The organism is Nonomuraea sp. NPDC050680 (genome assembly GCF_040654555.1).
Lineage (GTDB): Bacteria > Actinomycetota > Actinomycetes > Streptosporangiales > Streptosporangiaceae > Nonomuraea.
Window position 1 is genome coordinate 868,599 of sequence record NZ_JBFAIF010000002.1, and the last position, 24,254, is coordinate 892,852.

20 protein-coding genes are annotated in these 24,254 nt (G+C 70.5%); 12 read left to right on the plus strand and 8 right to left on the minus strand.

All coding sequences use genetic code 11. From position 1 onward, the window contains the following. Nucleotides 1-6: 6 nt before the first annotated feature. Both AB0H88_RS10430 and AB0H88_RS10435 read left to right on the plus strand, forming a co-directional pair. On the plus strand, nucleotides 7-3,036 hold the full coding sequence (locus tag AB0H88_RS10430; protein ID WP_357643009.1) for a type 2 lanthipeptide synthetase LanM family protein: 3,030 nt from the start codon (nucleotides 7-9) through the stop codon (nucleotides 3,034-3,036). After that, on the plus strand, nucleotides 3,033-4,979 hold the full coding sequence (locus tag AB0H88_RS10435) for an ABC transporter ATP-binding protein (protein WP_357643010.1): 1,947 nt from the start codon (nucleotides 3,033-3,035) through the stop codon (nucleotides 4,977-4,979). Before AB0H88_RS10430 ends, AB0H88_RS10435 begins: the two co-directional genes overlap by 4 nt. On the opposite strand, the gene AB0H88_RS10440 is transcribed toward AB0H88_RS10435, so the two are convergent. Next, nucleotides 4,945-7,020 carry an AAA family ATPase gene (locus tag AB0H88_RS10440; protein WP_357643011.1) on the minus strand — a complete coding sequence of 692 codons (2,076 nt, stop codon included), beginning with the start codon at nucleotides 7,018-7,020 and terminating at the stop codon, nucleotides 4,945-4,947. The genes AB0H88_RS10435 and AB0H88_RS10440 overlap by 35 nt on opposite strands. A gap of 243 nt (nucleotides 7,021-7,263) precedes the next feature. Continuing rightward, nucleotides 7,264-7,512 (minus strand): SCO4226 family nickel-binding protein, encoded by a 249-nt coding sequence (locus AB0H88_RS10445; protein WP_357643012.1) that lies wholly within the window; start codon nucleotides 7,510-7,512, stop codon nucleotides 7,264-7,266. A gap of 182 nt (nucleotides 7,513-7,694) precedes the next feature. Here AB0H88_RS10445 and AB0H88_RS10450 point away from each other — a divergent pair, with 182 nt between their 5' ends. The 8 genes from AB0H88_RS10450 to AB0H88_RS10485 all read left to right on the plus strand — a co-directional run bounded on the left by AB0H88_RS10450 (nucleotide 7,695) and on the right by AB0H88_RS10485 (nucleotide 16,150). After that, the gene (locus AB0H88_RS10450) at nucleotides 7,695-8,498 is read left to right on the plus strand and encodes an SAM-dependent methyltransferase (protein ID WP_357643013.1); all 804 of its coding nucleotides are present in this window, start codon (nucleotides 7,695-7,697) and stop codon (nucleotides 8,496-8,498) included. 273 nt (nucleotides 8,499-8,771) lie between these two features. Continuing rightward, nucleotides 8,772-8,975: a cold-shock protein gene (locus AB0H88_RS10455; RefSeq protein WP_030475722.1), complete on the plus strand. Its 204-nt coding sequence runs from the start codon at nucleotides 8,772-8,774 to the stop codon at nucleotides 8,973-8,975. Nucleotides 8,976-9,140: 165 nt separating this feature from the next. Further along, entirely contained in the window at nucleotides 9,141-10,013 is an 873-nt protein-coding gene (locus AB0H88_RS10460) for an ACT domain-containing protein (protein ID WP_357643014.1), read from the plus strand. 201 nt (nucleotides 10,014-10,214) lie between these two features. Then, complete coding sequence (locus AB0H88_RS10465) at nucleotides 10,215-11,807, plus strand: ABC transporter substrate-binding protein (protein WP_357643015.1); 1,593 nt, start codon at nucleotides 10,215-10,217, stop codon at nucleotides 11,805-11,807. Then, nucleotides 11,804-12,748 (plus strand): ABC transporter permease, encoded by a 945-nt coding sequence (locus tag AB0H88_RS10470; RefSeq protein ID WP_357643016.1) that lies wholly within the window; start codon nucleotides 11,804-11,806, stop codon nucleotides 12,746-12,748. Before AB0H88_RS10465 ends, AB0H88_RS10470 begins: the two co-directional genes overlap by 4 nt. 2 nt (nucleotides 12,749-12,750) lie before the next feature. Further along, complete coding sequence (locus tag AB0H88_RS10475) at nucleotides 12,751-13,620, plus strand: ABC transporter permease (RefSeq protein ID WP_357643017.1); 870 nt, start codon at nucleotides 12,751-12,753, stop codon at nucleotides 13,618-13,620. Nucleotides 13,621-13,679: 59 nt separating this feature from the next. Beyond that, complete coding sequence (locus AB0H88_RS10480) at nucleotides 13,680-14,477, plus strand: creatininase family protein (RefSeq protein WP_357643018.1); 798 nt, start codon at nucleotides 13,680-13,682, stop codon at nucleotides 14,475-14,477. Between the two features lie 26 nt (nucleotides 14,478-14,503). Beyond that, nucleotides 14,504-16,150 (plus strand): ABC transporter ATP-binding protein, encoded by a 1,647-nt coding sequence (locus AB0H88_RS10485; protein ID WP_357643019.1) that lies wholly within the window; start codon nucleotides 14,504-14,506, stop codon nucleotides 16,148-16,150. Between the two features lie 19 nt (nucleotides 16,151-16,169). Here AB0H88_RS10485 and AB0H88_RS10490 read toward each other — a convergent pair whose 3' ends face one another. Then, nucleotides 16,170-16,850, minus strand: a complete 681-nt coding sequence (locus tag AB0H88_RS10490) for a GntR family transcriptional regulator (protein WP_357643020.1) — start codon at nucleotides 16,848-16,850, stop codon at nucleotides 16,170-16,172. Nucleotides 16,851-16,922: 72 nt separating this feature from the next. Here AB0H88_RS10490 and AB0H88_RS10495 point away from each other — a divergent pair, with 72 nt between their 5' ends. Both AB0H88_RS10495 and AB0H88_RS10500 read left to right on the plus strand, forming a co-directional pair. Continuing rightward, nucleotides 16,923-17,672, plus strand: coding sequence for an aldolase/citrate lyase family protein (locus AB0H88_RS10495; protein WP_357643021.1), 750 nt, complete (start codon nucleotides 16,923-16,925; stop codon nucleotides 17,670-17,672). 10 nt (nucleotides 17,673-17,682) lie between these two features. Then, a complete protein-coding gene (locus AB0H88_RS10500; protein ID WP_357643022.1) occupies nucleotides 17,683-18,507 on the plus strand; it encodes a carbon-nitrogen hydrolase family protein in 825 nt (274 codons plus the stop codon). Nucleotides 18,508-18,548: 41 nt separating this feature from the next. On the opposite strand, the gene AB0H88_RS10505 is transcribed toward AB0H88_RS10500, so the two are convergent. The 5 genes from AB0H88_RS10505 to AB0H88_RS10525 all read right to left on the minus strand — a co-directional run bounded on the left by AB0H88_RS10505 (nucleotide 18,549) and on the right by AB0H88_RS10525 (nucleotide 24,253). Continuing rightward, on the minus strand, nucleotides 18,549-19,955 hold the full coding sequence (locus AB0H88_RS10505) for a DHA2 family efflux MFS transporter permease subunit (RefSeq protein ID WP_357643023.1): 1,407 nt from the start codon (nucleotides 19,953-19,955) through the stop codon (nucleotides 18,549-18,551). A 1-nt stretch (nucleotide 19,956) separates the two neighbouring features. Continuing rightward, a complete protein-coding gene (locus AB0H88_RS10510; RefSeq protein WP_357643024.1) occupies nucleotides 19,957-21,504 on the minus strand; it encodes an AMP-binding protein in 1,548 nt (515 codons plus the stop codon). Nucleotides 21,505-21,683: 179 nt separating this feature from the next. Further along, entirely contained in the window at nucleotides 21,684-22,532 is an 849-nt protein-coding gene (locus AB0H88_RS10515) for a family 3 encapsulin nanocompartment shell protein (RefSeq protein WP_357643025.1), read from the minus strand. Nucleotides 22,533-22,544: 12 nt separating this feature from the next. After that, nucleotides 22,545-23,273: a hypothetical protein gene (locus AB0H88_RS10520; protein ID WP_357643026.1), complete on the minus strand. Its 729-nt coding sequence runs from the start codon at nucleotides 23,271-23,273 to the stop codon at nucleotides 22,545-22,547. Further along, a complete protein-coding gene (locus AB0H88_RS10525) occupies nucleotides 23,270-24,253 on the minus strand; it encodes an aldo/keto reductase (RefSeq protein ID WP_357643027.1) in 984 nt (327 codons plus the stop codon). Before AB0H88_RS10525 ends, AB0H88_RS10520 begins: the two co-directional genes overlap by 4 nt. Between the last annotated feature and the right edge of the window lies 1 nt (nucleotide 24,254).

The following is a 24,254-nucleotide window of genomic DNA, read 5'->3' on the forward strand; positions in this document are numbered from 1 at the left end:
CCTGACATGGGGGAATACACCGTAAGCGACACCGTGCTGGACCGCCTGCTCGAACCTTCACTGGAGCGACTGGCGGCCCGGCTCGGGTCTGTCGCGGGCCTGGCGGAAACGGAGCGCCGGGCCGTACACGCGGGCGCCGCCACGGCGCTGCTGAACACCGTGCGCATGAGGACCAATCGGGTGCTGCTCCTGGAGCTCAACGCGGCCAGGATCACCGGCAGGCTCACGGGCGCCGACCCGGAGGCCAGGTGGCGGGATTGGGAGTCCCAGGCGACGAACCCGGAGTTCTGGGAGACGCTGGGCGGCCACTACCCGACCCTGCTCCCACGCCTGCGACGGCTGATCGGCCACAGGTGCGCGGCGGCGATGAGCCTGGCCTGCCGCTTCGCCGCGGACCGGCCGCTGCTCACGACCCTGCTCCGGCCGCTCGAGGGGGGCGAGCCGGGGCAGCCCGAAGGGGGCGAGCCGGGGGAGTTCGAGCGAGGCGAGCCAGGGGCGCTCGGGAAGGGCGGGCCGGCGGAGCTGGTGAGCGTTGAGTTCGGCGCGGGCGACAGCCATCGCGGCGGGCAGAGCGTGGCGATCCTGACCTGTACTGCGGGCAAGGTCGTCTACAAGCCGCGATCCGTCGCCGTGGACCTGGCCGCGGCGCGGCTGCTGAGCCGGCTGCTGGCCGACGAGCCCGAGGACACCCGGATCAGGGTCCCCGACGTCGTGAGCGGCGACGGCTACGGCTGGGCCGAGCATGTCGCCCACCGGTACTGCGCCGACGACGAGGAGACGCGCTGCTTCTACCGCAACCTCGGGCACTGGCTGGCCGTGATGCGGCTGATCGGCGGTACCGACCTGCATGCCGAGAACCTGATCGCCGCGGGCCCCATCCCGACCGTCGTGGACTGCGAGACGCTGTTCACGCCCCAGCCGCCCACGCGCGTCTCCGGCTACGGGCTCGCGGCGGACCGGGCGGGGGCGCTGATCGGCGGCTCGGTGCTGGGCACCGGGCTGCTGCCGGGCCGGGGGCTGGCGCTCGGCTGGCGCGGCGTCGACATGTCCGCCATCGGCTCACTGCCCGGCCAGCAACCGGTCACGGAGCTGCCGGTCATCCTCGGCGTCGGCACCGACGAGGCACGGATCGGCCTCGCGCCCGTACGCGTCCCGCCCTCGCTCAACCACCCGAGCCCGGAGCCGGTGCTGAGCAAGCACTGGGACCTGGTGGTGGATGGGTTCACCCGGTTGACCGGGCGGCTCAGGAAGCTCGACGAGGGCGGCGAGCTGGCGGGGTGGCTCGGGCAGTTCGCCGACCTGCCGATCCGGGTCGTGCTCAGGTCCACCGAGAGCTACGCCGAGCTGCAGCGGATGCTCTGGCACCCGCACGCGCTGCACGACGAGCCCGCCGCCCGGCGGCGCGCGGCTGACCTGCTCGCCAGGCAGGCGGCCAACGCGCCCGGCCGGCCGGACGACCCCGAGGTGATCGAGGCGGAGGTTGAGGAGCTGCTGGACGGCGACGTGCCCTTCTTCGCCACCACGCCGCGCCGTGGCCGGCTCACCGGGCCGCGCGGCACCCAGTGGGGTCCCGCCCAGGACCTGATCGCCGGGACGCTGGACCGGTGGCGGTCGGCCGACCTCGCGCTGGAGCACCAGGTGATCCAGTCCGCCCTGGTCAGCGCGTACCTGAACGAGGGCGGCGTACCCGACCAGCGGCGCCTGCTCCCGGCCGTACTGAACACCGATGACCTGGACCGCAGGCGGCGGGCGCTGGCGGCCGACATCATGCGATCGCTGTCCGACGCCGCCGTACGCGCCGAGGACGGCACCGTCACCTGGATCGCGCCGGTGCTCAACCCGACCGGATGGGCGGTGCTGCCGCTTGGCCTCGACATGTACGGCGGGGCGGCCGGCATCGCCGTGCTGCTGGCGGGCTACCTGCGCGAGATGGAGGCGGGACGGGCCGACCCGGTGCCGGAGGTCGGCCAACTGCTGGCCGACGTGCTGCGTACCGTGCGGATGGCGGAGGAGCAGTGGGCCAAGGACCGGGCCGAGATCAAGACGCGACGGCCCGCGCCCGCCGGCGGCTACCTCGGGCTCGCCTCGCGGATCTGGGGCTGGCTGCTGCTGGTACGCCTCGGCGTGATCGAGCCGGCCGAGGCGTTCTCGCGGTCGGCCGACCTCGTCCGCGAGCTGCCCGCGGCGCTGGACTCCGATCCGTCACTCGACCTGGTACGCGGCATGGCGGGAGCGGTGGTGCCCCTGCTGCGGCTCCACGAGGGCGCGGGCAGCGCCGACGCGGGGGATCTGGCCAGGACGATCGGCCGCAAGCTGGTGTCGGCGGCACAGGTACGCGGCGACACCGCGTGCTGGACGATCGACGGCTTCCCCGACGGCATCGGCGGCCTGGCCCACGGGGCGACCGGCATCGGCTGGGCGCTGTCCCGGCTGGCGGCGGCCACCGGCGACACCGACTGCGCGACCGTCGCCGAGGCCGCCTTCGCCTACGAGGAGACCCTGTACGTCCCCGAGACCGGCAGCTGGCGCGACCTGCGCGGCCCGGACCAGATCGGCGCGGCCTGGTGCCACGGGTCGGTCGGGATCGCGGTCGTGGCGGCCGACCAGCTCATGGAGGGTCGCGGCGACCCGGAGCGGCTGCGCGACCTGCTGCGGCGCGCGGCGCAGGCCAGCCAGGCCGACGGCATCGGCTGGAACCACACCCTGTGCCACGGCGACTACGGGGCCTGGGAGGTGCTGGACCTCGCCGTCACCGCCGGGCTCGGCGCGGGCGGACTGGACCGGCCCCGGCTGGAGGCCCATCTGCTCGGCAGCGTCGAGGAGCACGGGCCGGTCAGCGGGTTCGCCAGGGACGCGTTCGTTCCGGGGCTGATGCCGGGGCTCGGCGGAGTCGCGTACCAGTTGCTCCGCATGCATCCCGAATGCCCACTGCCCTCGGTGCTCCTGCCCGACCCCGGCCCGGTCTCCAGCACGGTCTCCAGCCCGGTCTCCAGCACGGCTTTCAGCACGGTTTCCAGCACAGTGAAGCCGTCTTGAGCACGTCCGCCGACGCCCATGAAGCCGTCTCCAGCGCGTCCGCCGACGCCCAGATGGTGTCGCCTTACTGGCAACTCGACGACGCGGGCGACATGGGCGTCTGGCGGATGTGCCGGCGGCTGCCGGCCACCAGCCGGGCGGTGCTCGCGATCGTGGCGCGGGCGGCGCCCCGGCAAGCCGTCACGGTCGTACTGCTCCAGGTCGTTTCGGGAGCCGCCACGGCCTTCGGCCTGCTGGCCACCACGGGGGCGCTGGAACGGCTGCTCGCCACCGGCCCCACCGTGGAGGTGGTGGCGGCCGCGCTGCCCATGATCCTCCTCGTCGGCGGGGCGTACCTGCTGCGGGGCGCGGTCGAGACGGCCATCGCGGCCGCGTACGCCCGCCTGACGCCCGCGGTGCGCCGGATGGCGGAGGGGGAGCTGTTCGAGGCCGGGCTCCGCGTCGAACTGGCCGCCTACGACGACGCCGGCTTCTACGACCGGATGCAGCGGGCGCGCGACCGGGGCCTGTTCCACCTCGCGCGGGCCGTGGACAACCTGGTCGACCTCGTCGGCGCGGCGCTGGCGTTCGCCGCCGCGTTCACCGGCCTGGCCGTCCTGCACGCCGCGCTGCTCCCGGTGCTGGTGCTGGGCGTACTCCCGTCGGCCTGGACGGTGCAGCGCTCGGCCCGGCTGGCGTACGCGCACATGACCCGCACGGTCACCCTGAACCGCCGGGTCCAGATGATCACCGAGCTGGGCACGCAGCGCGAGCCCGCGCCGGAGATCCGCGCCTGCCAGGCCGAGGACTTCCTGCTGCGGGAGTACGCCGAGGTGGCCGACCCGCTGCGCGACCAGGAAGTACGGGTGAAGATCGGCCAGGTACGCGTCGGCTCCGTCGGCCGGGCGCTCACCGGGCTCATGTCCGCCATCACGTTCACCGTGCTCGGCCTGCTGCTGCAGGCGGGCTGGATCCCGCTGGCGGTGGCCGGCGGCGCGGTGATAGCCGTGCGGACCGCGAACGCCGCGCTCAGCCGGCTGGTCCACTCGGCACACCAGCTGTTGGAGCAGGGCATGTACGTGGCGGACTACCAGGAGTTCGTCGACGACGCCGCCTCCAGGAGCCGCGCGGCGGCCACCCGCACCTGTATGGCGCCGGCCGCGCCGGAGGTGATCACGCTGAGCGGTGTCGGGTTCGGCTACCCGGGCGGGACCCGCGAGGCGCTGCGCGGCATCGACCTCACCGTCCGCGCCGGTCAGACCATCGCCCTCGTCGGCGAGAACGGCTCCGGCAAGACCACGCTCGCCAAGATCATCGCGGGCCTCTACGAGCCCACGGACGGGCGGGTGAGCTGGGACGGCGTGGACATCCGCGAGATGGACCCGCACAGCGTGGGCGACCGGATCATGATGGTGCTCCAGGACCCGATCCGCTGGCCGCACACCGCCCGCGCCAACGTCCGAGCCGGCCGTCACGACTGCGACGACCCCGGTGATGTGGCGCTGCGCGCCGCCGCCGAGCTGGCGGGCGCCGACACCGTGGTGGCGGACCTGCCCCACGGCTGGCAGACGCTGCTCTCGAAGTACTTCCACGGCGGCCAGGAACTGTCGGGCGGGCAGTGGCAGCGGCTGGCCGTCGCCCGCGGCGTCTTCCGCGACGCGCCCGTACTGATCTGGGACGAGCCGACGGCGCCGCTGGACGCCAAGGCCGAGTTCGCCGTGTACGAGTCGCTGCGCCGCCTCGCCACCGGCCGGATCGTCATCCTGATCACGCACCGGCTGGCCAGCGTGCGCAACTCCGACCGGATCTACCTCCTGCACGAGGGCGCGCTGGCGGAGGAGGGTACGCACGAGGAGCTGATCGCGCGATCCGGACGATACGCGGAGCTGTACGAGTTGCAGGCCCGCATGTACGCCGACGAACTCCCCCTCAGCGGGGCCCGGAGCGGTGGCCCCGGCCGTTGAGCACCGGTCTGTCGCGGTGGCCGAGCAGGTCGGCGGCCCGGCGGCGGTAGACCAGCTGGGTCGGGACGGGCGTGGCGGAGTACAGGGCCTCCCGCGTCAGCTCGTTGGCGAACTCGTACCCGCTGCCCGTCACCACGAGCAGGCCCATCCGCAGCGCGCGCTCACACAGCTCGGCGGCCACCTGCGGCGGCAGGCCGAGCAGCTCACCGGCCAGCGCGGGCTCGAAGGCGCCCCTGAACACGCAGGCGGCCCGCAGCAGCCGCTCCACCAGCGAGCCGGTCCGATGGACCCGCTCGAGCACCGCCGCGCTCAACCTCGCCGGCACCCCGTGCTCACCCGCCGCCAGGCCGCGCAGCAGCTCGACGACGTACAGCGGATGACCGCGCGTGCGGCGGAACACGTCATCCGCCCACCTGCCCTGACCGTTCCGCGCGGCCAGCCGCGCGACCGCCCGCGCGGGCAGCGGCCCCAGCTCCACCCGGACGGCCGAGCGCCCGAGCGCCTCCATCGCCGCCGCGCCCTCCCCTGAACGCGCCGTCGCGACGACCAGCAGGCGCGCGCCGGAGACCCGGCGGGCCAGGTAGTGGACGAGCTCGACGGTCGCCGTCCCGGCCAGGTGCAGGTCCTCCAGCACCAGCAGGACCGGCTTCCTGGCCGCCAGGGCCCGCAGGAACGCGACCACCGCCTCGTACGCCGATCTCCGGCCGGCCTCCCCGACTGTGGCGTGGTGCCCCTGCCGCAGCGTCGGCGCGGCCTCCGGGATCAGCCTGGCCAGCGCCTCCGCCCCAGTACCCACCATGTCGCGGAGTACGGACCCGGCGAGACGGGTGACCGGTGGCGTCAACGCGTCGGTGAACGGCTGAAGGAAGAGCGAACGCTCGCTCTCCTGGCACCGCGCCTGCAAGACGATCCCGCCGGTGGCCCGCGCGACCCGTACCGCCTCCGCGGTCAGCCGGGACTTGCCGATGCCCGCCTCACCCACGACCAGCAGCACACCGGTCCGCCCCGCCCCCGCCGCCGCCCAGGCCCGGGAGATCCCGGCCACCTCCTCCGCCCGCCCCGGCAGCGCGGCCTCCGCCTCCGCCCGCGCCGCGAGCGCGGCGGCCCCCTCCTTTGCCGCGCGCTCCTTCACGGCTCCGACCTTCACGGCTCCGACCTTCACGGCTCTGGCGTTTACGGCTCCGACCTTCACAGCTCCGGCGTTTACGGCTCCCGTCAGGAGAGCGGCCCCCTCTTTCACGGCACCCTCTTTCACGGCGCCGGTCAGGGGAGCGGGCGGCTGCTCGCGCAGAACCGCCAGGTGCATGGCCCGCGTCTCGGCCGCCGGATCCGTGCCCAGCTCGGCCGCCAGGAGGTCGCGCAGCCGTTCGTAGGCCAGTAACGCCCGCGCGGGCTCGCCCGCCTCGGTGTGCGCCCGCATCAGCAGCCGGTGCGCGGCCTCGTCGAACGGGTCCGCCGCCACCGCCGCCTCGGCCGCCCGTCGCGCCCGCTCCGGCTCGGCGATCCGCAGCGCCGCCGTCGCCGCCGCGTGGAGCGCCCGCCTGAGCAGTCCGGCCGCCTCCCCTCGCGCCGGCGCCGCCCAAGGAGCGTCGTTCTCCCCATCCAGTACGGCGCCGCCGTCGAGCAGGTCGATCGCCCGGGTCGCCGCGGCGACGGCCACGGCCGCCTCGTCCTTCGCCAACTGGTTCTCCGCCTCCGCGGTCAGCGCGGCGGCCTCGTCGAGATCCACACTCACCGCCGGCGGCCTGCCCAGCCGGTAGCCCCGCCTGCCCCCCGCCACGGCCTCAGGGCCGAGCGTCCTGCGCAGCCTGCTCACCAGCGTGGCGACGTTCTCGACCGGCCGCTTGGGCGGGCAGTCGCCCCATAACACCTCCACGACGCGGTCGGTGGGCACGGTGTGGCCGCGCTCTACCGCCAGCAGCTTCAGCAGCGTCCCGGCCCGGCCGCCGACCGTCCCGCGCAGTCCGTCCTTCTCGACCGCGAACGAGCCTGCCAGCCGGATCAGCACCCTGCTCTCACGGCCACCTGTCCTGTCGATCATGTTCTTCCGCCGCCTCCCCGAGCCCCTCACCTTGAGGCGTGACATCGAGGGACAGGGATGTTCCACGGAGCGGGGGTCGGCTCAGCCGGCGCGTTCCCCCGATCACCTATGGCGACCGGGAGTTCTCCGCATCCTGGACATCGCAGAGGCCGTCTTCTCGGTCCCGGTCGGCCGCATCCAGCGACGCCACGGCTTCCTGAGCGGCGCCGCCAAGGTCCTCCGGGACCTGCTCCTGGAGGGTGATCAGAGCGACAGCGGTACGGGGTGAATCTCGTCGGCGGGGTGGCCCGACCGCTGGTGAATGCGTTGTACGGCCTCCGCGCTCGGTGCGTCGGACAGGCAGTAGATGACGCCCTCCTCAGGATCCGCCCAGGTCTGCATGAAGGACACGCCCTCTTCGCCCTGGATCGCGAGGTCGGCCTCGTGCGCTTCACGGAGCTGCTCGTCAGTGATGCCCACCATGTCGTGGTGGACATCCATGAACCTCGTCATGGCATTCCTCCTGTAGATGGCGCAGGTCCTTCTCAGCCTAGATCCGACATAAGTCATCAATCACCCCAACATTCCTCAAATGGCATGTCAGGGAACAGCGGCCTCCTGCCTTTTCCGGCACAGGATCATTCGACGGTCTTATGATCATTTCGACTGGTTCCCGATCTCACGAGGAGTCCGCCGTGACCGAAAATTCGGACTTGTGGGCAAATGGCATCGACACCACCCGGCCCAGCATCGCCAGGGCCTACGACGTCGTGCTCAACGGTAAGGACAACTTCGAGGTCGACCGCGCGTTCGTCGCCGAGATCGTGAAAGTCGTCCCCGAGATCTACGACGTGGCCACCTACAACAGGGAGATCCTCGGGCGGGGGGTGCGCTTTCTCGTCGAGCGCGGCATCACGCAGTTCGTCGATCTCGGCTCCGGCCTGCCGACGGTGGAGAACACGCATCACGTCGCGCAGCGGGCCAACCCGGACGCGCACGTGGTCTACGTCGACAACGACCCGATGGTGCTGGCCCACGGCCGGGCGATCCTGGCCGAGAACGACCGCACCGGGGTGGTCACGTCCGACCTGCGTGAACCGAAGTCGATCCTGGCCGACGAGACGGTCCAGCGGCTCATCGACCTGGACCGGCCGGTAGGCGTGATGCTGGTCGGCATCCTGCACCACCTGCACGACAGCGAGGACCCGAAGGGCATCGTCGAGGAGTACATGGCGGCGGTTCCGTCCGGCAGCTACGTCTTCATCACCCATTTCTGCTCCGCCACCCAGGACGCGCGCGACGCGGAGAAGAAGTTCCTCGCGCTGCTCGGCACCGGCCGCTTCCGGACTCCCGAGGAGATCACCTCGTTCTTCGACGGGTACGAGCTGATCGAGCCCGGGGTAGTCCCGCTGCCCCTGTGGCGTCCCGAGGACACCGTCCCCGAGGTGCTCAGCGTCGGCCAGCGGCTCATGTACGGCGGCATCGCCAGGAAGCCCTGAACCGCCCGCATCGGTGGGTCAGAGGTCTCGCCCCGCTGCCGCCCGCCGATCGCAGCGCCGCGCCGACGCGGGGTCGGACACGTCGGCGCGGGGGACATGGTAAGCTCGTCTTAGTTGCAGTTCTGGTACCCAAATGAACTTTGTGTGCGCCTGACGGGACGTAGCCCTCAGGCGCATTTTGTTTGCCGGTCATTTCCGGATGGGTCATTTCGGCGACGTGGGGCCCGTGACCTGCGGGTTCTGATTATTTCGCCTATCCTAGAGGAGATCGACATGGCGACTGGCACCGTGAAGTGGTTTAACGCTGAAAAGGGCTTCGGCTTCATCGAGCAGGACGGCGGCGGCGCTGACGTCTTCGCCCACTACTCCAACATCGCTGCCCAGGGCTTCCGCGAGCTGCAGGAAGGCCAGAAGGTCAGCTTCGACATCACGCAGGGCCAGAAGGGCCCGCAGGCCGAGAACATCGTTCCCGCCTGACGCTAGTCACGCACGACGAGCCGGGGTTCGCACCTGAAGAGGTGCGGGCCCCGGCTCGTCGCGTTGAGGGCATGTGTCGCGAGCCCGGCCGCCCCGGGCGAGGGTTAATGTCGGTGAAACCGCACGTCGCGTGGTTGCGAAACAGCGGACTGCCATCCTGCCCGCATGAGCGATGCGAAAGACGTAGATCGGGCGCACACTCCTGAGCAGGCCGCCGCCTCGTGGAAGCGTGAGGTCGTAGAACTGGCGGTGCTCTTCGTCGCGGTCGGTCTGGCCCACCTGTTCGCCACTCTTATGGGGCACTCCGCCCCAGGCCCCGCAGTGCTGATCACCCTCGGTGCGGGGCTCATCATGTGCACCTTCGTCCACAAACGTCTGGCCCACCGACGGCCCGGCCGCAAACGCCTGGGCCGCGAAGGCCACAAACGATGGGGAACCGAGCGCCAAGCCGCCGAGGTGATCGATATCGAGGGAGGCCGGCCGATGAAGCTGTGGCGCATCCGCACGCGGGTGGTCGATCGGCCGGGCCGCCTGGCGGAGTTGGCCACGGCGTTCGCCAGGCTGGACTGCAACGTGCTGGCCCTGCACATCGCCGCGACCGGCAGCAGCGCGATCTCTCCGTCCGGCTGCGACGCCCTGGACGAGTTCGTCGTCGAGGCGCCCACGCAGCTGAGCGAGAAGGACCTGCGGTCGGCGGTCGAGAAGGCCGGCGGGCTCGACATCGTCATCGTCCGCGCCTACGTCAAAGACCTGGTCGACCCCGGGGTCCAGGCCCTCGTCCTGGCCCATGCCGTCAGCGACGACCCGGAGCAGCTGCCCCATGCGATGGCGGAGCTGCTGCGCGCCCCGGACGTCCAGTGGCGACGCCCCGGAGACACCCTCGCCAACAGCGGCGAGTCCGGCACCACTCTGGTGATTTCCGTCCATCCCGAACGGGCGCTCCTGGTCAGCCGCCCCGCTCTGCCGTTCACCCCGGCAGAGGCGGCCAGAGCCGCCGCACTGGCCGCCAGCGTGAGGCAGCGGCGCTACTCCGACTGAACGCCGCCCGCTCAGCCAAGACTGCCTCGTATACGCGTCACCGCCGTTCACCGAGCTTCAGGCTTCGCCTGAAGCTCGGTTTTTGCCCTGCTCCTACCTCACATTCGGCTTGTCCGCAACCCGTTGACCCTTGAGGTAAACGCCATGTATACATGGGCCATACCTGATGCATCCTCCAAGCGCCGACGAGGTGGAGATGTCATGGCAGTAATCAGCAGGCGGACCTTTCTCGCAGGCAGTGCCGCCGCGCTGGGTACCACCACCCTGGCGGCCTGCGGCAATCCCACGACCTTGCCCGAATCCATGCAGGTGGTCCGCGCCGGTAACGGTGGCCCGAGCCGGGGCGGCATCCTGTACTTCGGTCTCTCCACGGACCCGGCCAACCTCGACCCGCATCTCAGCACCGGCAGCGCCTCCGACTATCTGCGGCAACTCGCCTACAACGGGCTGGTGCAGTACAACGGCGCCGGAGAGATCGTCGGGGACCTGGCGGCCGAGTTCGGATGGGCGGACGAGCTGACCTACAAGGTCAAGCTCCGCTCAGGAGTCAGCTTCCACGACGGCTCCCCGATGACGGCCGAGGACGTGGTCTTCTCCTTCCGCCGCATGATGGACAAGGAGACCGCGGCGGCGTCGGGTCCGCTGCTCACGCAGGTCACCTCCGTCGAGGCGCCCGACGCCTCGACCGTGACCTTCACCCTGAAGCAGCCCGACGTGGCCTTCCCCTTCGCGCTGGCCGCGCCCACCTCCAACGTCGTCTCCAAGAAGTGGATCGAGGCGGGGGCGAACACCAAGACCCAGGTCATGGGCACCGGCCCGTTCCGGTTCGTGGAGCGCATACCCGGCGTGAGCACCACCTTCGTCCGGTTCGAGCACTACTTCGAGTCCGGCCTGCCGTACCTCAACGGCATCGTCTTCCAGCCGATGAGTGACGACTACGCCCGCGTGATGGCCCTGCGCACGGCGACCGTGGACATGATCGACTATGTCCCGGCCACCCACGTCGGCGTCATCTCCGAGAACCGGCGGCTGCGGTTCGCCTCGGACAAGACCTTCGGGTTCGGCTTCGTCGGGTTCGTGACCAGCCGGCGGCCCTTCGACGACGTGCGGGTCCGCAGAGCGATCGCCATGTCGATCAACCGGCAGTCGGTCCTGGACACCGCGCTGCTCGGGCACGGCAGGCCGATGGACGGCGCCCTGATGTCGGAGACGTTCGCTCCGTACGCGCGCGGGCTCGACGGCACCATGCCGTACGACCCGGAACAGGCCAGGTTCCTGCTGAAACAGGCCGGGCAGGAGGGCCTGACCCTGCCGGTGGTCACCACCAGCTCCTACTCGGTCATCGCCCGGCCCGCCCAGGCGATGTTGCCGGGCCTGCGCGCGGCCGGCCTGAACGTGAACCTCACGCAGCAGGAATGGCTGACCTTCCGCGCCAGCGTGACCGACAAGAGCTTCCCCGTCCACTCCTGGGGGACGGCGCCGAAGTTCGGCGATCCCGCGTCGCTGGGCGACTTCATCGGCAGCACCGGCACCTTCGCCAAATACCTCGACTTCGCCGACGACAAGATCGACGAGCTGCTGGCCCAGGGGCGTAAGACCTCTGCCCAGAGCCTGCGCGACGAGATCTACCTCGACATCGAGAAACGGGCCCTGGAGCTGGTTCCGATGACCTACACCGTCCGCCGCGAGCAGGGCGAAGCGCACTACACCTACGTCAAGGGGTACGAGCACCCGCCGAAGGGCGCCTGGACGGCCACGGCCCTGCGCCGGACCTGGATGGAGAAGACGGCGTGAGGCGATTCCTGGCCAAGCGGTTCGCCCAGGCGATCCTGCAGTTGCTCCTCGTCGGCACCATCGTCTTCTTCCTGGTACGGCTCATCCCGGGCGACCCCGCCAAGGCGGTGCTGGGCGAGGCGGCCACGGAGCAGCAGATCGCCCAGACCCGGCTGGCGATGCACCTCGACGAACCCTTCCTCGGGCAGTTCATCGGCTTCTGGGCGCGGCTGTTCCAGGGCGATCTCGGCACCTCGCTGATCAGCGGGCGCCCGGTGATGCAGGACCTGCCCTCCCGCATCGGCAACTCGCTGGAACTGGTCCTGATCGCGCTGGCCGTCTCGCTGGTGGTCGGCATCGTCCTGGGCCGGATGGCGGCCACGCGCGCCGACAAACCGGCGGACCACATGCTGGTCGCCGGGTCCATCTTCGGGATCTCCCTGCCCGTCTTCGTGGTCGGCACCCTGCTGCTGCTGGTGTTCGCCATCCTCATCCCGATCCTGCCGCCGGCGCGCTTCGCCTCACCGTTCGAAGATCCCCTCACGCACCTGCACATCCTCATCCTCCCGGTGGTCACGCTGACGGCGGCCTCCTGCGCGGTGGTCACCCGGATGACCAGGGCGTCCATGCTGGAGACCCTCAACGCCGACTATGTCCGTACGGCCCGCGCCAAGGGGCTGGTGGAGAAACGCGTCATCAACCGGCACGCCCTGCGTACGGCGATGCTGTCCGTGGTCTCCGTGACGACGGTGGAGCTGACGACGCTGATCGGGAGCACGGTCCTGGTGGAGACCATCTTCGGCTGGCCGGGGATGAGCTCCCTGCTCATGAACGCCGTGGGGCAGCGCGACTATCCCGTCATCCAGGCCGTCGTCCTCGCCGCGGCCACCATCGTCATCCTGGTCAACCTGGTCGGGGACCTGGTCGTCAGGGCACTCGACCCCCGGGCGGAGGACAACTGATCATGGCCACTGTGCTGTCAGGCGCACCGGCGATCACGAGCGCCGACAGGAAGACCTTCCTGCGGCGGATGCTGGCCAACCGCCGGACGTCCGTCGCGGGCGTCTTCCTGCTGCTGCTCGCGCTCGTCGCGCTGTTCGCCCCGTTCCTCGCGCCCTACGACTACCGTGACATCGTCGGCAAGCCGCTGACCTCCGGCGCGGCGCTGGGCATCGACGACTTCGGCCGCGACGTGCTGTCCCGCCTGCTGATCGGGCTGCGGGTCTCCCTCGGGGTGGCCCTGTCCGCGGTCCTGGTGGCGGCGGTCATCGGCGTCGCGCTCGGGCTGGTGGCCGGGTACGTCGGCCGCTGGGTCTCGACGATCATCATGCGCGGCATCGACGTCCTGCTGAGCTTCCCGCCGATCGTGCTGGCCATCGCGGTGGTGGCCATCCTGGGACCGGCCCTGGTGAACGTCGTCCTGGTGATCGGCGTCCTGTACATCCCGAGATTCACCAGGATCGTCTACACCCAGGTGCTGTCCATCAGGAACCTGGAGTACGTCGAAGCATCGAAGATCATGGGCGCGAAGCCGGCCGGCATCCTGGTCGGGACGATCCTGCCGAACGTGGCCGCGCCCATCATCGTCCAGCTCAGCCTGTCGGTCAGCTTCGCCATCCAGATGGAGGCCGGACTGAGCTTCCTCGGCCTCGGCGCGCAGCCGCCGCTGCCCTCGCTGGGCACGATGGTCGGCTCCGGACGCGACTTCCTGGAGGTCCAGCCGACGCTGCTGATCTATCCGTCCGTGCTCATCATCCTCGTCGTCCTCGCCCTCAACGTGTTCGGGGACGGCCTGCGTGACCTGCTCGACCCGCGCCGCCGAGGCACCAACTGAGACGTGGCACCAGACGTGGCACCAACTGAGACGTGGCACCAACTGAAAGGAACCACCACATGACCCTCCCTTCCACCCACAGGCTCGGTGAGCTCTCCTGGACCCAGGTCAAGGAGCTGGCGGAACGGGATCCGATCATCTTGCTGCCGATCGGCGCAGTGGAGCAGCACGGCCCGCACCTGCCCATCCACGAGGACTCCATCGTGGCCGAGTGGGTCGCCGACAAGCTGGCGGCGGAGAACGGGTGCTATGTCGCCCCGGCCCTGCACTACGGGCACTCCGGCACCTTCCGCGGCTACAACGGCAACCTCTCCTTGAGCCAGGCGACGCTGCGCAACGTCACGTACGAGATCATCGAGGCGCTGGTCCAGTCCGGATTCCGGCGCGTCATCATCGTCGACAACAACGGCGGCAACGTCGGACCCGTCACGGGCGCCGCCCTCGACGCGCGCCGCGACTTCGGCGTCCTGATCGGGCACCTGTACCCGTGGCAGCTCGGCTACGCGCTCATGCGCGACGTGTACGACGACCCCGCCACGGCGTACGGACACGGCGCCGAGCCCGAGCACTCCGCGATGCTCGCGATGTTCCCCGAGCAGGTGCGCAGTGAGCTGGCCGTCGCCGGTGGCCTGGCGTCCGGCAGCGGCTGGACGCCGACGAGCTACCTCGAGACGGCGATCCCCGGTCAGACCGTACGCGGGACCGTCTTCTGGGACTTCTCCGAGGTGAGCGAGACCGGCTGCACCGGCGACGTGAGCCTCGGCGACGCCAAGATCGGCGAAATCTGGATCGAGCGGGTCATCGGCTTCTGCTCCGCCTACATCCAGGAGTACGACCGCAACACCAAAGCCGAGTAGCCCTGCATGAGCATTTGGGGAGACACATGACAACCGACACGATCCTCTCGGTCGAGCAGCTCTCGGTGGACTTCCAGATCGCGGGCGAGTGGACCTCCGCCGTGAAAGACGTCAGCTTCTCGGTCGCCAAGGGCGAGGTGGTGGCGCTGGTCGGGGAGTCCGGCTCGGGCAAGTCCGTCAGCTCGATGTCGGTGCTCGGGCTGCTGGCACCGAACGCGCGGCGCCGCGGCAGCATCCGGTTCGGCGACACCGAGCTGATCGGCCTCGGCGAGGAGCCGCTGCGCGCCATCCGCGGCAAGCGGATCGCGATGATCTTCCAGGAGCCGATGACCGCGCTGAACCCCGTCTACACCATCGGCGAGCAGATCATCGAGGCGATCCAGTGCCACGAGCGGCTGCCCGTCGCCGAGGCCCGGTCGCGGACCCTGGAACTGCTGCGCAAGGTCGGCATCCCGGAGCCGGAGTCGCGGATCGACAGCTACCCGCACCAGCTGTCCGGCGGTCAGCGGCAGCGCGCGATGATCGCCATGGCGATCTCCGGCTCGCCGGAGGTCATCATCGCCGACGAGCCGACCACCGCCCTCGACGTCACCGTGCAGGCGGAGATCCTGGAGCTCCTGCGCCGCCTGCAGAAAGACCTCGGCTCGGCGGTCATCGTCATCACCCACGACATGGGAGTGGTCGCCGACCTGGCCGATCGGGTCGTGGTGATGAAGCAGGGCGAGGTCGTGGAGGAGGCGCCGGTCGCTCGGCTGTTCGCCGACCCCCGCCACGAGTACACCCGCAAGCTGCTGGCCGCGGTGCCCCGGCGCGGGCAGGCGGAACCGGCCCGCGCCGGGGCCGAGCCCGCTGATGGCATGACGCTGCGGGTCACCGATCTCGAGGTCGAGTACCCGGGCCGGCTCGGCCGCAAGGGCTTCAAAGCGGTGCACGGCGTCAGCTTCGCCATCGAGAAGGGGAAGGTCCTCGGTCTCGTGGGGGAGTCCGGCTCGGGCAAGTCCACGATCGGCCGGGCGATCGTCGGGCTGGCGCGGGCCTCGGCCGGCGCGATCGAGATCTGCGGACGCGAGGTGACGGGGCTCAAGGCCGGGCAACTGCGCGACTTCCGCCGGACGTACTCGATGGTCTTCCAGGATCCGGGCTCCTCGCTCGACCCGCGCCGGTCGATCGGCGACTCGATCGCGGCGCCGATGATCATCAATCGGTACGCCGGCCGCGCCGCCGTACTCGAACGGGTACTGGACCTGCTGGAGCAGGTGGAGCTGCCCAAGAGCTGGGCCGACAGGTTTCCGCACGAGCTGTCGGGCGGTCAGCGGCAGCGCGTCGGGATCGCCCGCGCGCTGGCGCTGGAGCCCGAGTTGCTCATCGCCGACGAGCCCACCTCGGCGCTGGATGTGTCGGTGCAGGCCACCGTCCTGCGGTTGTTCCAGGAGTTGCAGGACCGGCTCGGTTTCTCCTGCCTGTTCATCAGCCACGACCTCGGCGTGGTCGAACTGCTCGCGCATGACGTCGCCGTCCTGCAACACGGGCGGCTGGTCGAGCACGGGCCGGCTCGCGAGGTGCTGAACGAGCCGCGGACCGACTACACCAGACGTCTCGTCGCGGCGGCGCCGGTGCCCGATCCCGCCGAGCAGGCCGAGCGCCGCGAGCTGTGGCGGGCGATGGCGAAGTGATCGAGCTGTTCGAGTGATCTCACTTCAGGCGGGAGACCACCGACTCGTCGGGGCGCAGGTGGTTGCGCAGCGTACGTTCGGCGGCCTCGAAGTCGTGCACGGTCAGCGCCGCGAGCAGGGCGCGGTGCTCCGGGCCGATGACCGCCAGCCGGTTGGGCCGCAGCGAGATCGCGCTGACCCCGATCCGCTGGTGCCGCGGCTGGAGGCTGGTGAACAGGTCGGTCAGGACGGTGTTGCCCGTCGCCTTCACGAACGAATAGTGGAAGAAGAAATCCATCTTCGCGTGCTCGGCGATCGCGTCGCGGTCGCCGGCCCGGCACCGCGCCAGCGTCGAGGGCTCCTCCATGAGGTCCAGGTGCGCGGACAGGCCCGCCGGGAGGTCGGTCTTCGTGTCGCACAGGATCCGGAAACCGTGGATTTCGAGCACCTGCCGCATCTCGTAGGTCTCGAACAGCTCGCCGGCCGTCACGCTCCGCACCTGGGCGCCGCGCCTGGGCTGCAGGTCGATGTATTTCTCGGCCGCCAGTCGGTGGAACGCCTCCCGGACGGGAGTCCGCGACACGCCGGCCTCGTCGCAGACCAGCTTCTCCTCCAGGAAGGAACCCTCAGGAAACCGGCCGCCGAGGATCGCCTCCCTCGTCCACCGGTAAGCACGCTCACCGGCCGTCGTCGCCGGGACCCTGTCCGGTTCCCAGTCCATGCCACCCCCCATGTCCCTTGTGTAACAGCATGTGTATACACAGCGTATACCAATTTCTGTTAGGAGTATCCATTGCAGGACCAGCAAGACCGGAGATACGCCGCCTGGCTGTCCGGTCCGAGTTTCGCCGCGGCCGAGATCGTGGCGGACCTGGGTTACGGGGCGGTGGTCCTCGACATCGAACACGGCTCGTTCGATCTGGCCGACCTGGAACGCTACATCCCGTTCCTGCGCGCTCTCGACCTGGAGGTGCTGGCCAAGGTCCTGGGACCGGAGCGGGGCCCGATCCAGCAGGCCCTCGACTTCGGCGCCACCGCCGTCGTCGTGCCGCACATCGAGGGGGTCGCGCACGCGGCCGCCACCTGCGCGTTCGGGAAGTTCCCGCCGCTGGGCGACCGGAGTTTCGCGGGCGGCCGTACGACTCGATACAACGGCTTCGACGACGAGTGGCTCGCCCGGCAGGACCGCGAGACCCGCGTCTATCCCATGATCGAGGACGCCGGCGCCCTGGAGCAGATCGCCGACATCCTCGCGCTCCCCGCGGTCGACGGCGTCTTCGTCGGCCCCAGTGACCTGTCCCTGCGCCGGGAGCGCGGCGCCTACAGCCGGTCGGAAGGCGACTTCGCCGACCTCAAGATCGTGGCGGACGCGGCCCGTGCCGCCGGCAAGCCCTGGGTGCTGCCCGCCTGGTCGGCGGAGGAGAAGGCGTTCGCGCTGGAGAACGGCGCCGACCAACTCGTCCTGACCATGGAGCACGGCGCCATCATGGCCGGTTTCCGGGCCGCACTCGACCAGACCCGCGAACTCACCCGCAATCGTTAGGAGACACAGCATGCTCGTCACCGTCGGTCAGTTCGGCGCCACCACCGACAAGTCCGCCAACCTCGAAGCGGCCACCGCACTGATCGAGCAGGCGGCCGCCCAGGGCTCCCAGCTCATCGTCCTGCCGGAGAACGCCATGTACTCCAACTCGGACGTAACGGCCGACATCGTCTCGGAGACCGAGCCCCTTGACGGCCGCTTCGCGACCACGATCGGCGCGCTGGCGAAGAAGCACGGCATCGCCGTCGTCGCCGGCATGACCGAGGCGCCGGCCGGTGGGTCCGGCGTGACGGAGCGGGAGACCGGAGGGTCCGGTAAGCCCAGCAACACCGTGATCGCCGTGAACTCCGGCGGCGACCTCGTGGGCGTCTACCGCAAGGTCCACCTCTACGACGCCTTCGGCTACCGCGAGTCCGACCGGGTCCAGGCGCACAAGCCCGAGCCGCTGATCTTCACCCTGGGCGACCTGACCTTCGGCGTCATGACCTGCTACGACCTCCGCTTCCCCGAGATGGCCCGCTTCCTGGTCGACGCCGGGGCCGAGGTGCTCGTCGTACCCGCCGCGTGGGTCGCCGGGCCCGCCAAGGAGGATCACTGGATCACGCTGGCCCGCGCCCGCGCGATCGAGAACACCGCCTACGTCATCGCCTGCGGGCAGACCGGCCCGACCTGCACCGGGCACAGCTGCGTCGTGGACCCGATGGGCCAGATAGCGGCCTCCGCGGGCGAGGCTCCGGGAGTGGCGTCCGCCGTCATCGAGGCGGAGCGGGTGAAGACCGTGCGCGCCAAGAACCCCAGCCTGACCAATCGCCGCTTCGACGTCGTCCCCGCCTGAGAACCGGCACGTGAGGGCCGAAGCCTGAGGGACGGCGCCCGTCACGGTGTCTTCGAGCCGGGTTCGCGCCGGCCGGCGTCCGCCGTGGCGGGTGCCTCGGGGCCGCGCAGCCCCGAGGCGGCGATGGCGATGAGGGCGCAGAGCCCGAGCATGGTCGCCCAGACACCGTGGTAGGCGGCGGTCGAGCCGAGGCGATCCCCCGACAGCACCAGCACGAGCGCGGACACGCCGATGACCGCCCCACAGGCGCGTGAGGTGACGGACATGGCGGTGCCGGTGGCGAGCCGGGCGGGGGGAATCTCGGCGACGGCGGCACCGCTGAGCGAGTTGACCAGCACGGCGACTCCCATCCCGGTGGCGACGACCGCGGGCAGGACCACCGTGAGGTAGGCCTGGCCGCCCCCGGCCGCGACAGCGAGATAGCCGGTGGCGAGCGAGAGCAGCACCACCCCGCACAACGCCAGCCGGCGGTGCCCGGTCCGCGCCGCCAGCCGTCCGGCGAGCGGTGCGGTGAGGACCTGCACGACCGCGCCGGGCGTGACGGCGAGCCCCGCCTGGGCCTCGGAGTATCCCCAGATCTTGGTGAGGAACAGGATGTTGGCCAGCGGAAGGGCGAACATCACCAGCCCAAGGAGGAACATCGCGAGGTTGGCCCGCTGGGTGCCCCGTGCCCGCAGGATCCTCAGGTCCACGATGGGAGCGGGGTGGGAGCGCGCCCGCCGGACGAAGGCCACGCCGACGAGGACACCGGCGACGAGCGCGAGGATCGTACCCGGGCTGCCCGGGCCCCACGCGTCGCTCTGCACGATGGCCAGCGAGGGCAGGCCGATGGCCGCCACCAGCAGGACCAGGCCGAGGATGTCCGGCATCCGTGACGGGGCGGACGGCGGCGTCCGTGCCAGGGTCCGCCACGCGCCGAACAGCACGACGAGCCCGACCGGCAGGTGGAGGAAGAACACCGTACGCCAGTCCCAGACGCCGACCAGCAGGCCGCCGAGCGACGGCCCGGAGGCGGTCGCCACCGACTGCGTCGCGCTCCACAGCCCGATCGCCGTGCCGCGCCGTTCCGGCGGGTAGTACGGCAGGATCAGCGCGAGCGTCAGCGGGGTGATCACACCACCGCCCACGCCCTGCACCACCCTGGCGGCGATCAGGATGCCGGCCGAGGGGGCGACCGCGCACAGGGCGGCGCCGACCACGAACACGGTCAGCCCGGCGAGGAAGACCCGCCGATAGCCGAACCGGTCGGCCAGGCCGCCCGCCGGCAGCAGCGCCGCCGTGAACGTGATCGCGTAGCCGTTGAACACCCACGAGAGTTCGGGCAGCCCGCTGCTCGGAAAGCTGCGGAGCATGTCGGGGAAGGCGATGTTTGCCAGCTGTACGTCGATCGCACCGAGAAAGGCGCTCCCGCACAGCACCGCCAGGGGGAGCGCCCGGGATCCGCGCACCTCAGCTGGACGCCGCGCCGAACCGCTCGCGGAGCTCGACCTTTCGGATCTTGCCGGTGACGGTCCGTGGCATCGCCTCGACGACTTCGAGGCGTTCGGGCCAGAACCAGCTGTTCACGCCGGCGTCCTCCAGGTGCGTCCGCAGGTCCTCCAGTGTGGGCGGTTCGCCCGACGGCGTCACGACGGCGCACACCAGCTCGACCAGCTTCGGGTCCGGGATGCCGATGAGCGCGATGTCGCGGACGGCGGGATGCCTGCCCAGCAGCGCCTCGATGTCGCTCACCGGCAGCTTGAGACACATGTTGGCGATGATGATGTCCTTGGTCCGGCCGGAGATGCGCACGCCGCCGTACCCGTCGTCGCGGGCCAGGTCGCCGGTGTCGAACCAGCCGTCCGGCGTGAGCGACTTGGCGTAGATCTCCTCGCGCCGGTAGTAGCCGAGGCATTGGGCCGCGCCGCGTACCTGCAACGCGCCGATCTCGCCAGCCGGGACCGGCTGATTCTCCTCGTCGACGATGCGCGCCTCCATGCCGGCCACGACGGTGCCGTCGCTCTCGCCCGCCCGCTCCGGCGGGTCTTCGGGCCGGGTCATGGTGACGCCGCCGTTCTCGGTCATGCCCCACAGCGCGTACACGCGTACGCCGAGGATCTCGCTCACCTGCTCCACCAGGTGCGGTGGGACGGGCGCCGAGCCGGACACGAAGATCCGCAGAGTGGGGATCTTCCGTGGGTTGGCCTTCTGCTCCTCGCTGATCTCCCGGGCGAAGGGCGGTGTGCCGTAATACATCGTGACGCCGTGCTCGGCCATGAGGTCGAGGTAGACGCCGGGGTTCCAGAGGTCGGCCGTGACCGCGGTGCCGCCCAGCATCAACGCCTGCAGGTACGTCATCACCAGGCCCACATAGTGCATGGAGGTCTGCGCCGTCATGATGACCAGGCTGTCGTCCAGGCCGTACGCGTTCCCGTAGCCGCGGATGGCGGCATGCAGGGTGTTCTGGCTGTGCAGCGCGCCTTTGGGCTCTCCGGTCGTCCCCGAGGTGAACAGGATGAGGAACGGATCGTCCGGACCCAGCGCGCGCCCGGCCAGCTCCGCGGGGTCACCGGGTTCGGGTTCGAGGAGGTGTTCCTCGAACCCGAGGGACCCGGCCGGGCCGTCGCCGCCGAGGACGACGACGTGCTCCAGGGTCGGGATCTCGCTTGCGAGCGTCATCGCGGTCTCCGCGGTCGGCAGGTCACCGAGGCGGTTCACGGTGATGAAGACGCGCGCCTCGGTCAGCCGGATCATGAAGTCGAGCTCGCGATGCCGGTAGATGGGGAACTGCGGTGCGATCCGCGCCCCGACTTTGATGCAGGCCAGCGTCAGGGGCAGCATCTCGCGGCGATTGGGTAATTGGACGGCGATGTAGTCTCCCGGCCGTACTCCCAGCCGGATCAGACCGTGGGCGATCCGGTCGGTCAGCTGGTCCAGCTCGGCGTAGCTGACGACGTCGGTATGGCCATCGGCGACGCGCCGACTGATAACTGCAGGCTTGTCGGGAAATTCCGTCACATGATGCCGAAGGTCATCCAGGAAAGTCGCGCTTCGCCACCAACCGTTGCGCCGATATTCCTCATGTATGTCCGTCACGCTCGCCCGCCTTCCAGTGATCTACCCGAAATTCAAAGTACGGCATTTACCGCAATTCATCGCGCTACGGTTTTATCCGCTGTTCTTCCGCTCTCCCAGACTCACGAGGCAGGGGTGACGAGGTAGAACAGGCCAGGGAGATGGACCGCCACGCCCTCGTACACCTCCGCGCACACGGCCACGCCGGGTCGGGCGAACGTGCCCGGCGGCGGTTCGGCCACGCGGATGACCGAGTGACGGGCGTCGAGGAGCCGGGCCGCCACCGAGATGTCGCCGACGAGGGCGGACCCCGGACTGATCCACCGGTTGCGGCTGATCTTCATGCCGTTGCCCGCCGCCAGGTCGGCCAGCAGGCCGTTCCGGCCGACGAGGCGGTGGTAGTAGTCGTTCGGATTGATGATCATCGCGTGCGGGGTGGCGCCCGACTGCTCGACCTCGTCGCAGGCCGTCAGGACCGCGGTGACGTAGTCGGTGTCGTAGGGGAGCCGGGCGATCTCCGGGTGGTCGAGCAGGGCGTTGGTCAGGGCCAGGTTCTCCGCGGTGGCGAGCCGTACCAGTAAGCGGTAGTCGAGGAAGGTGGCCAGCGCGTCCGGGTCGTCGGCCAGCCCGTTGGGAATCTGCACCCACGCCCGGATCGGATGCACCCCCGCTTCGCCCATGCCGAACCTGAAGGCCGCCTCCCGGCGGACGTCGGAGCCGCGGACCGCCTTCTGCTCGTCCGCGGTGGGCCGGGACTCCGTCCAGAATCGGGCGACGTCGTCGGTGGGGCGGACCTTGAGCAGGTTGCGTACGGTCAGCCGTGGTCTGTCCTTGGTCGGCTCGTGAGCTTCGGTGATGGTGTAGTCGAAGCTCACCTCGGCGCGGCCGGGATCGGCCGCGAACGCCCGCGCGAACGCCTGGCCCGGGGACTGCTTCACGGCGATGGCGGCTGGGGCGGTGTCGGTTGACATGGGGCCTCCCGGTCAGAAGTCGTGCTGGATGAGCCGCTGGTAGAAGGGCAGGTGGTGGTCGTAGAAGGCCCTCAGGGCGGAGTGGTTGTCGACGGTGTCCGGGTAGGTGTTGCGGCGGTCCTCGAAGCCGGCGCTGCCGATCGCGTCGAGATGCCAGCGGCGGGTCCGCCGCCACTCGGGCCGGTCGCCGGAGTCCCAGGTGAGCGCGCGCGCGAGGAACGGCAGGCCGGCGTACTCGCAGAAGACCTCGGCCACCTTCGCCGGCTCCCCGACCAGCCGCTCCGTGCGGATGACGAGCGGCCTGCGCCCGGTCGCCGACCAGGCCTGCTCGAACAGCCGGTACAGACGCTCGTAGCCGATCTCCGCGCAGGTCACCGCCGGTTTGATCGCGTAGTGCGAGCTGATGGTCGGCCTGGGGTCGCGGACGATGAAGGTGTGGACGATCCCGGCGAGCTCCTCGGGGTGGTCGAAGAGATAGGTGTAGTCGTAGTCGAGGACCTCCTTGACGAACACCGGCCGCACGCGGGCCAGCTCCCTGAGGCCGATGAGGAGCTCCTTCTCCGATCGCGCCACCGCCCGGCCGCCGTCCGGGGACGGTGACGGGAGCGGCACCGCGCCCTCCTCGGTCAGGGCGAGGAACGGCTCGTGCAGGACGGTCACGTCGCCGCGCTCGATCATCATGCGCAGGAACGCCGTCGAGGCCGAGCGGGAGTGCGCCCACATGACGATCAGCGGGTTCACCCGGACCACCAGGCCGGGACGCGGTCCCAGCGGTGCCGGCGGAGCTCCTGGAGCAGCGCGTCGTCGAGCGGCCGGCCATCGCTGACCGAGAGGTTCGCCCGTACATGGGCGGGTTTGCGCATGCCCGGGATCACCGTGCTGACCGCCGGGTGGTTGAGGATGAACCGCAGGGCGAGCTCGGGGAGCGAGGTGCCCTCGGGGAGGGCCGCCTTGAGGCGCTCGGCCCGTTCGACGCTCGGCCGGAGGTTCTCCGCGCAGAAGTAGGTGCTGCGCCAGTCCTCCTCCGGCCAGGTGCTGTCCGCGGTCAGTGTGCCGGTGAGGGTGCCCTCGTCGAACGGTACGCGGGCGATGATCCCGATGCCGTCGCGCAGCGCGCGGTCGAACAGCTCGTCCTCGGGCGCCTGGTCGAAGATGTTGTAGATCACCTGGATGACGTCGATGAGCCCGGTGTCGAGCGCGGCGAAGCAGTTGGCCGGTTCCCACCGGTTGACGCTGATGCCGACCGCGTCGATGACCCCCTCACGCTTGAGGTCGGTGATCGCCTCCTGCCAGCGTTCGTCGGCCGCCCACCGGTCCTCCCAGGTGTGGAACTGCATCAGGTCGATGCGTGGCACCCCGAGATTCTCCAGGCTGCGATGGGTGTACTCCCTGATGTGGTCCGCGGGGTAGGCGTCGTCGAGGGTGTCGTCCGGTCCCGGCGGCCATTCGCGGTTCTTCGGGGGGATCTTGGTGGCGACGTACAGTTTCCGGTCGGGATGGCGGCGCAGCAGCGCGCCGAGCATCTGCTCGCTGACGCCCCGGCCGTACACCCAGGCCGTGTCGAAGAAGTCGCAGCCCAGCGCCACGGCCTCGTCGAGGCAGCGCGGGGCGACGTCGTAGTCCCAGCCGGTGAAGTTGCCGGGGCCGCCGCCGATGCCCCACATGCCGTATCCGACCTCGCTGACCGCCCAGCCGAGGTTTCCCATCTTGCGGTGTCGCATC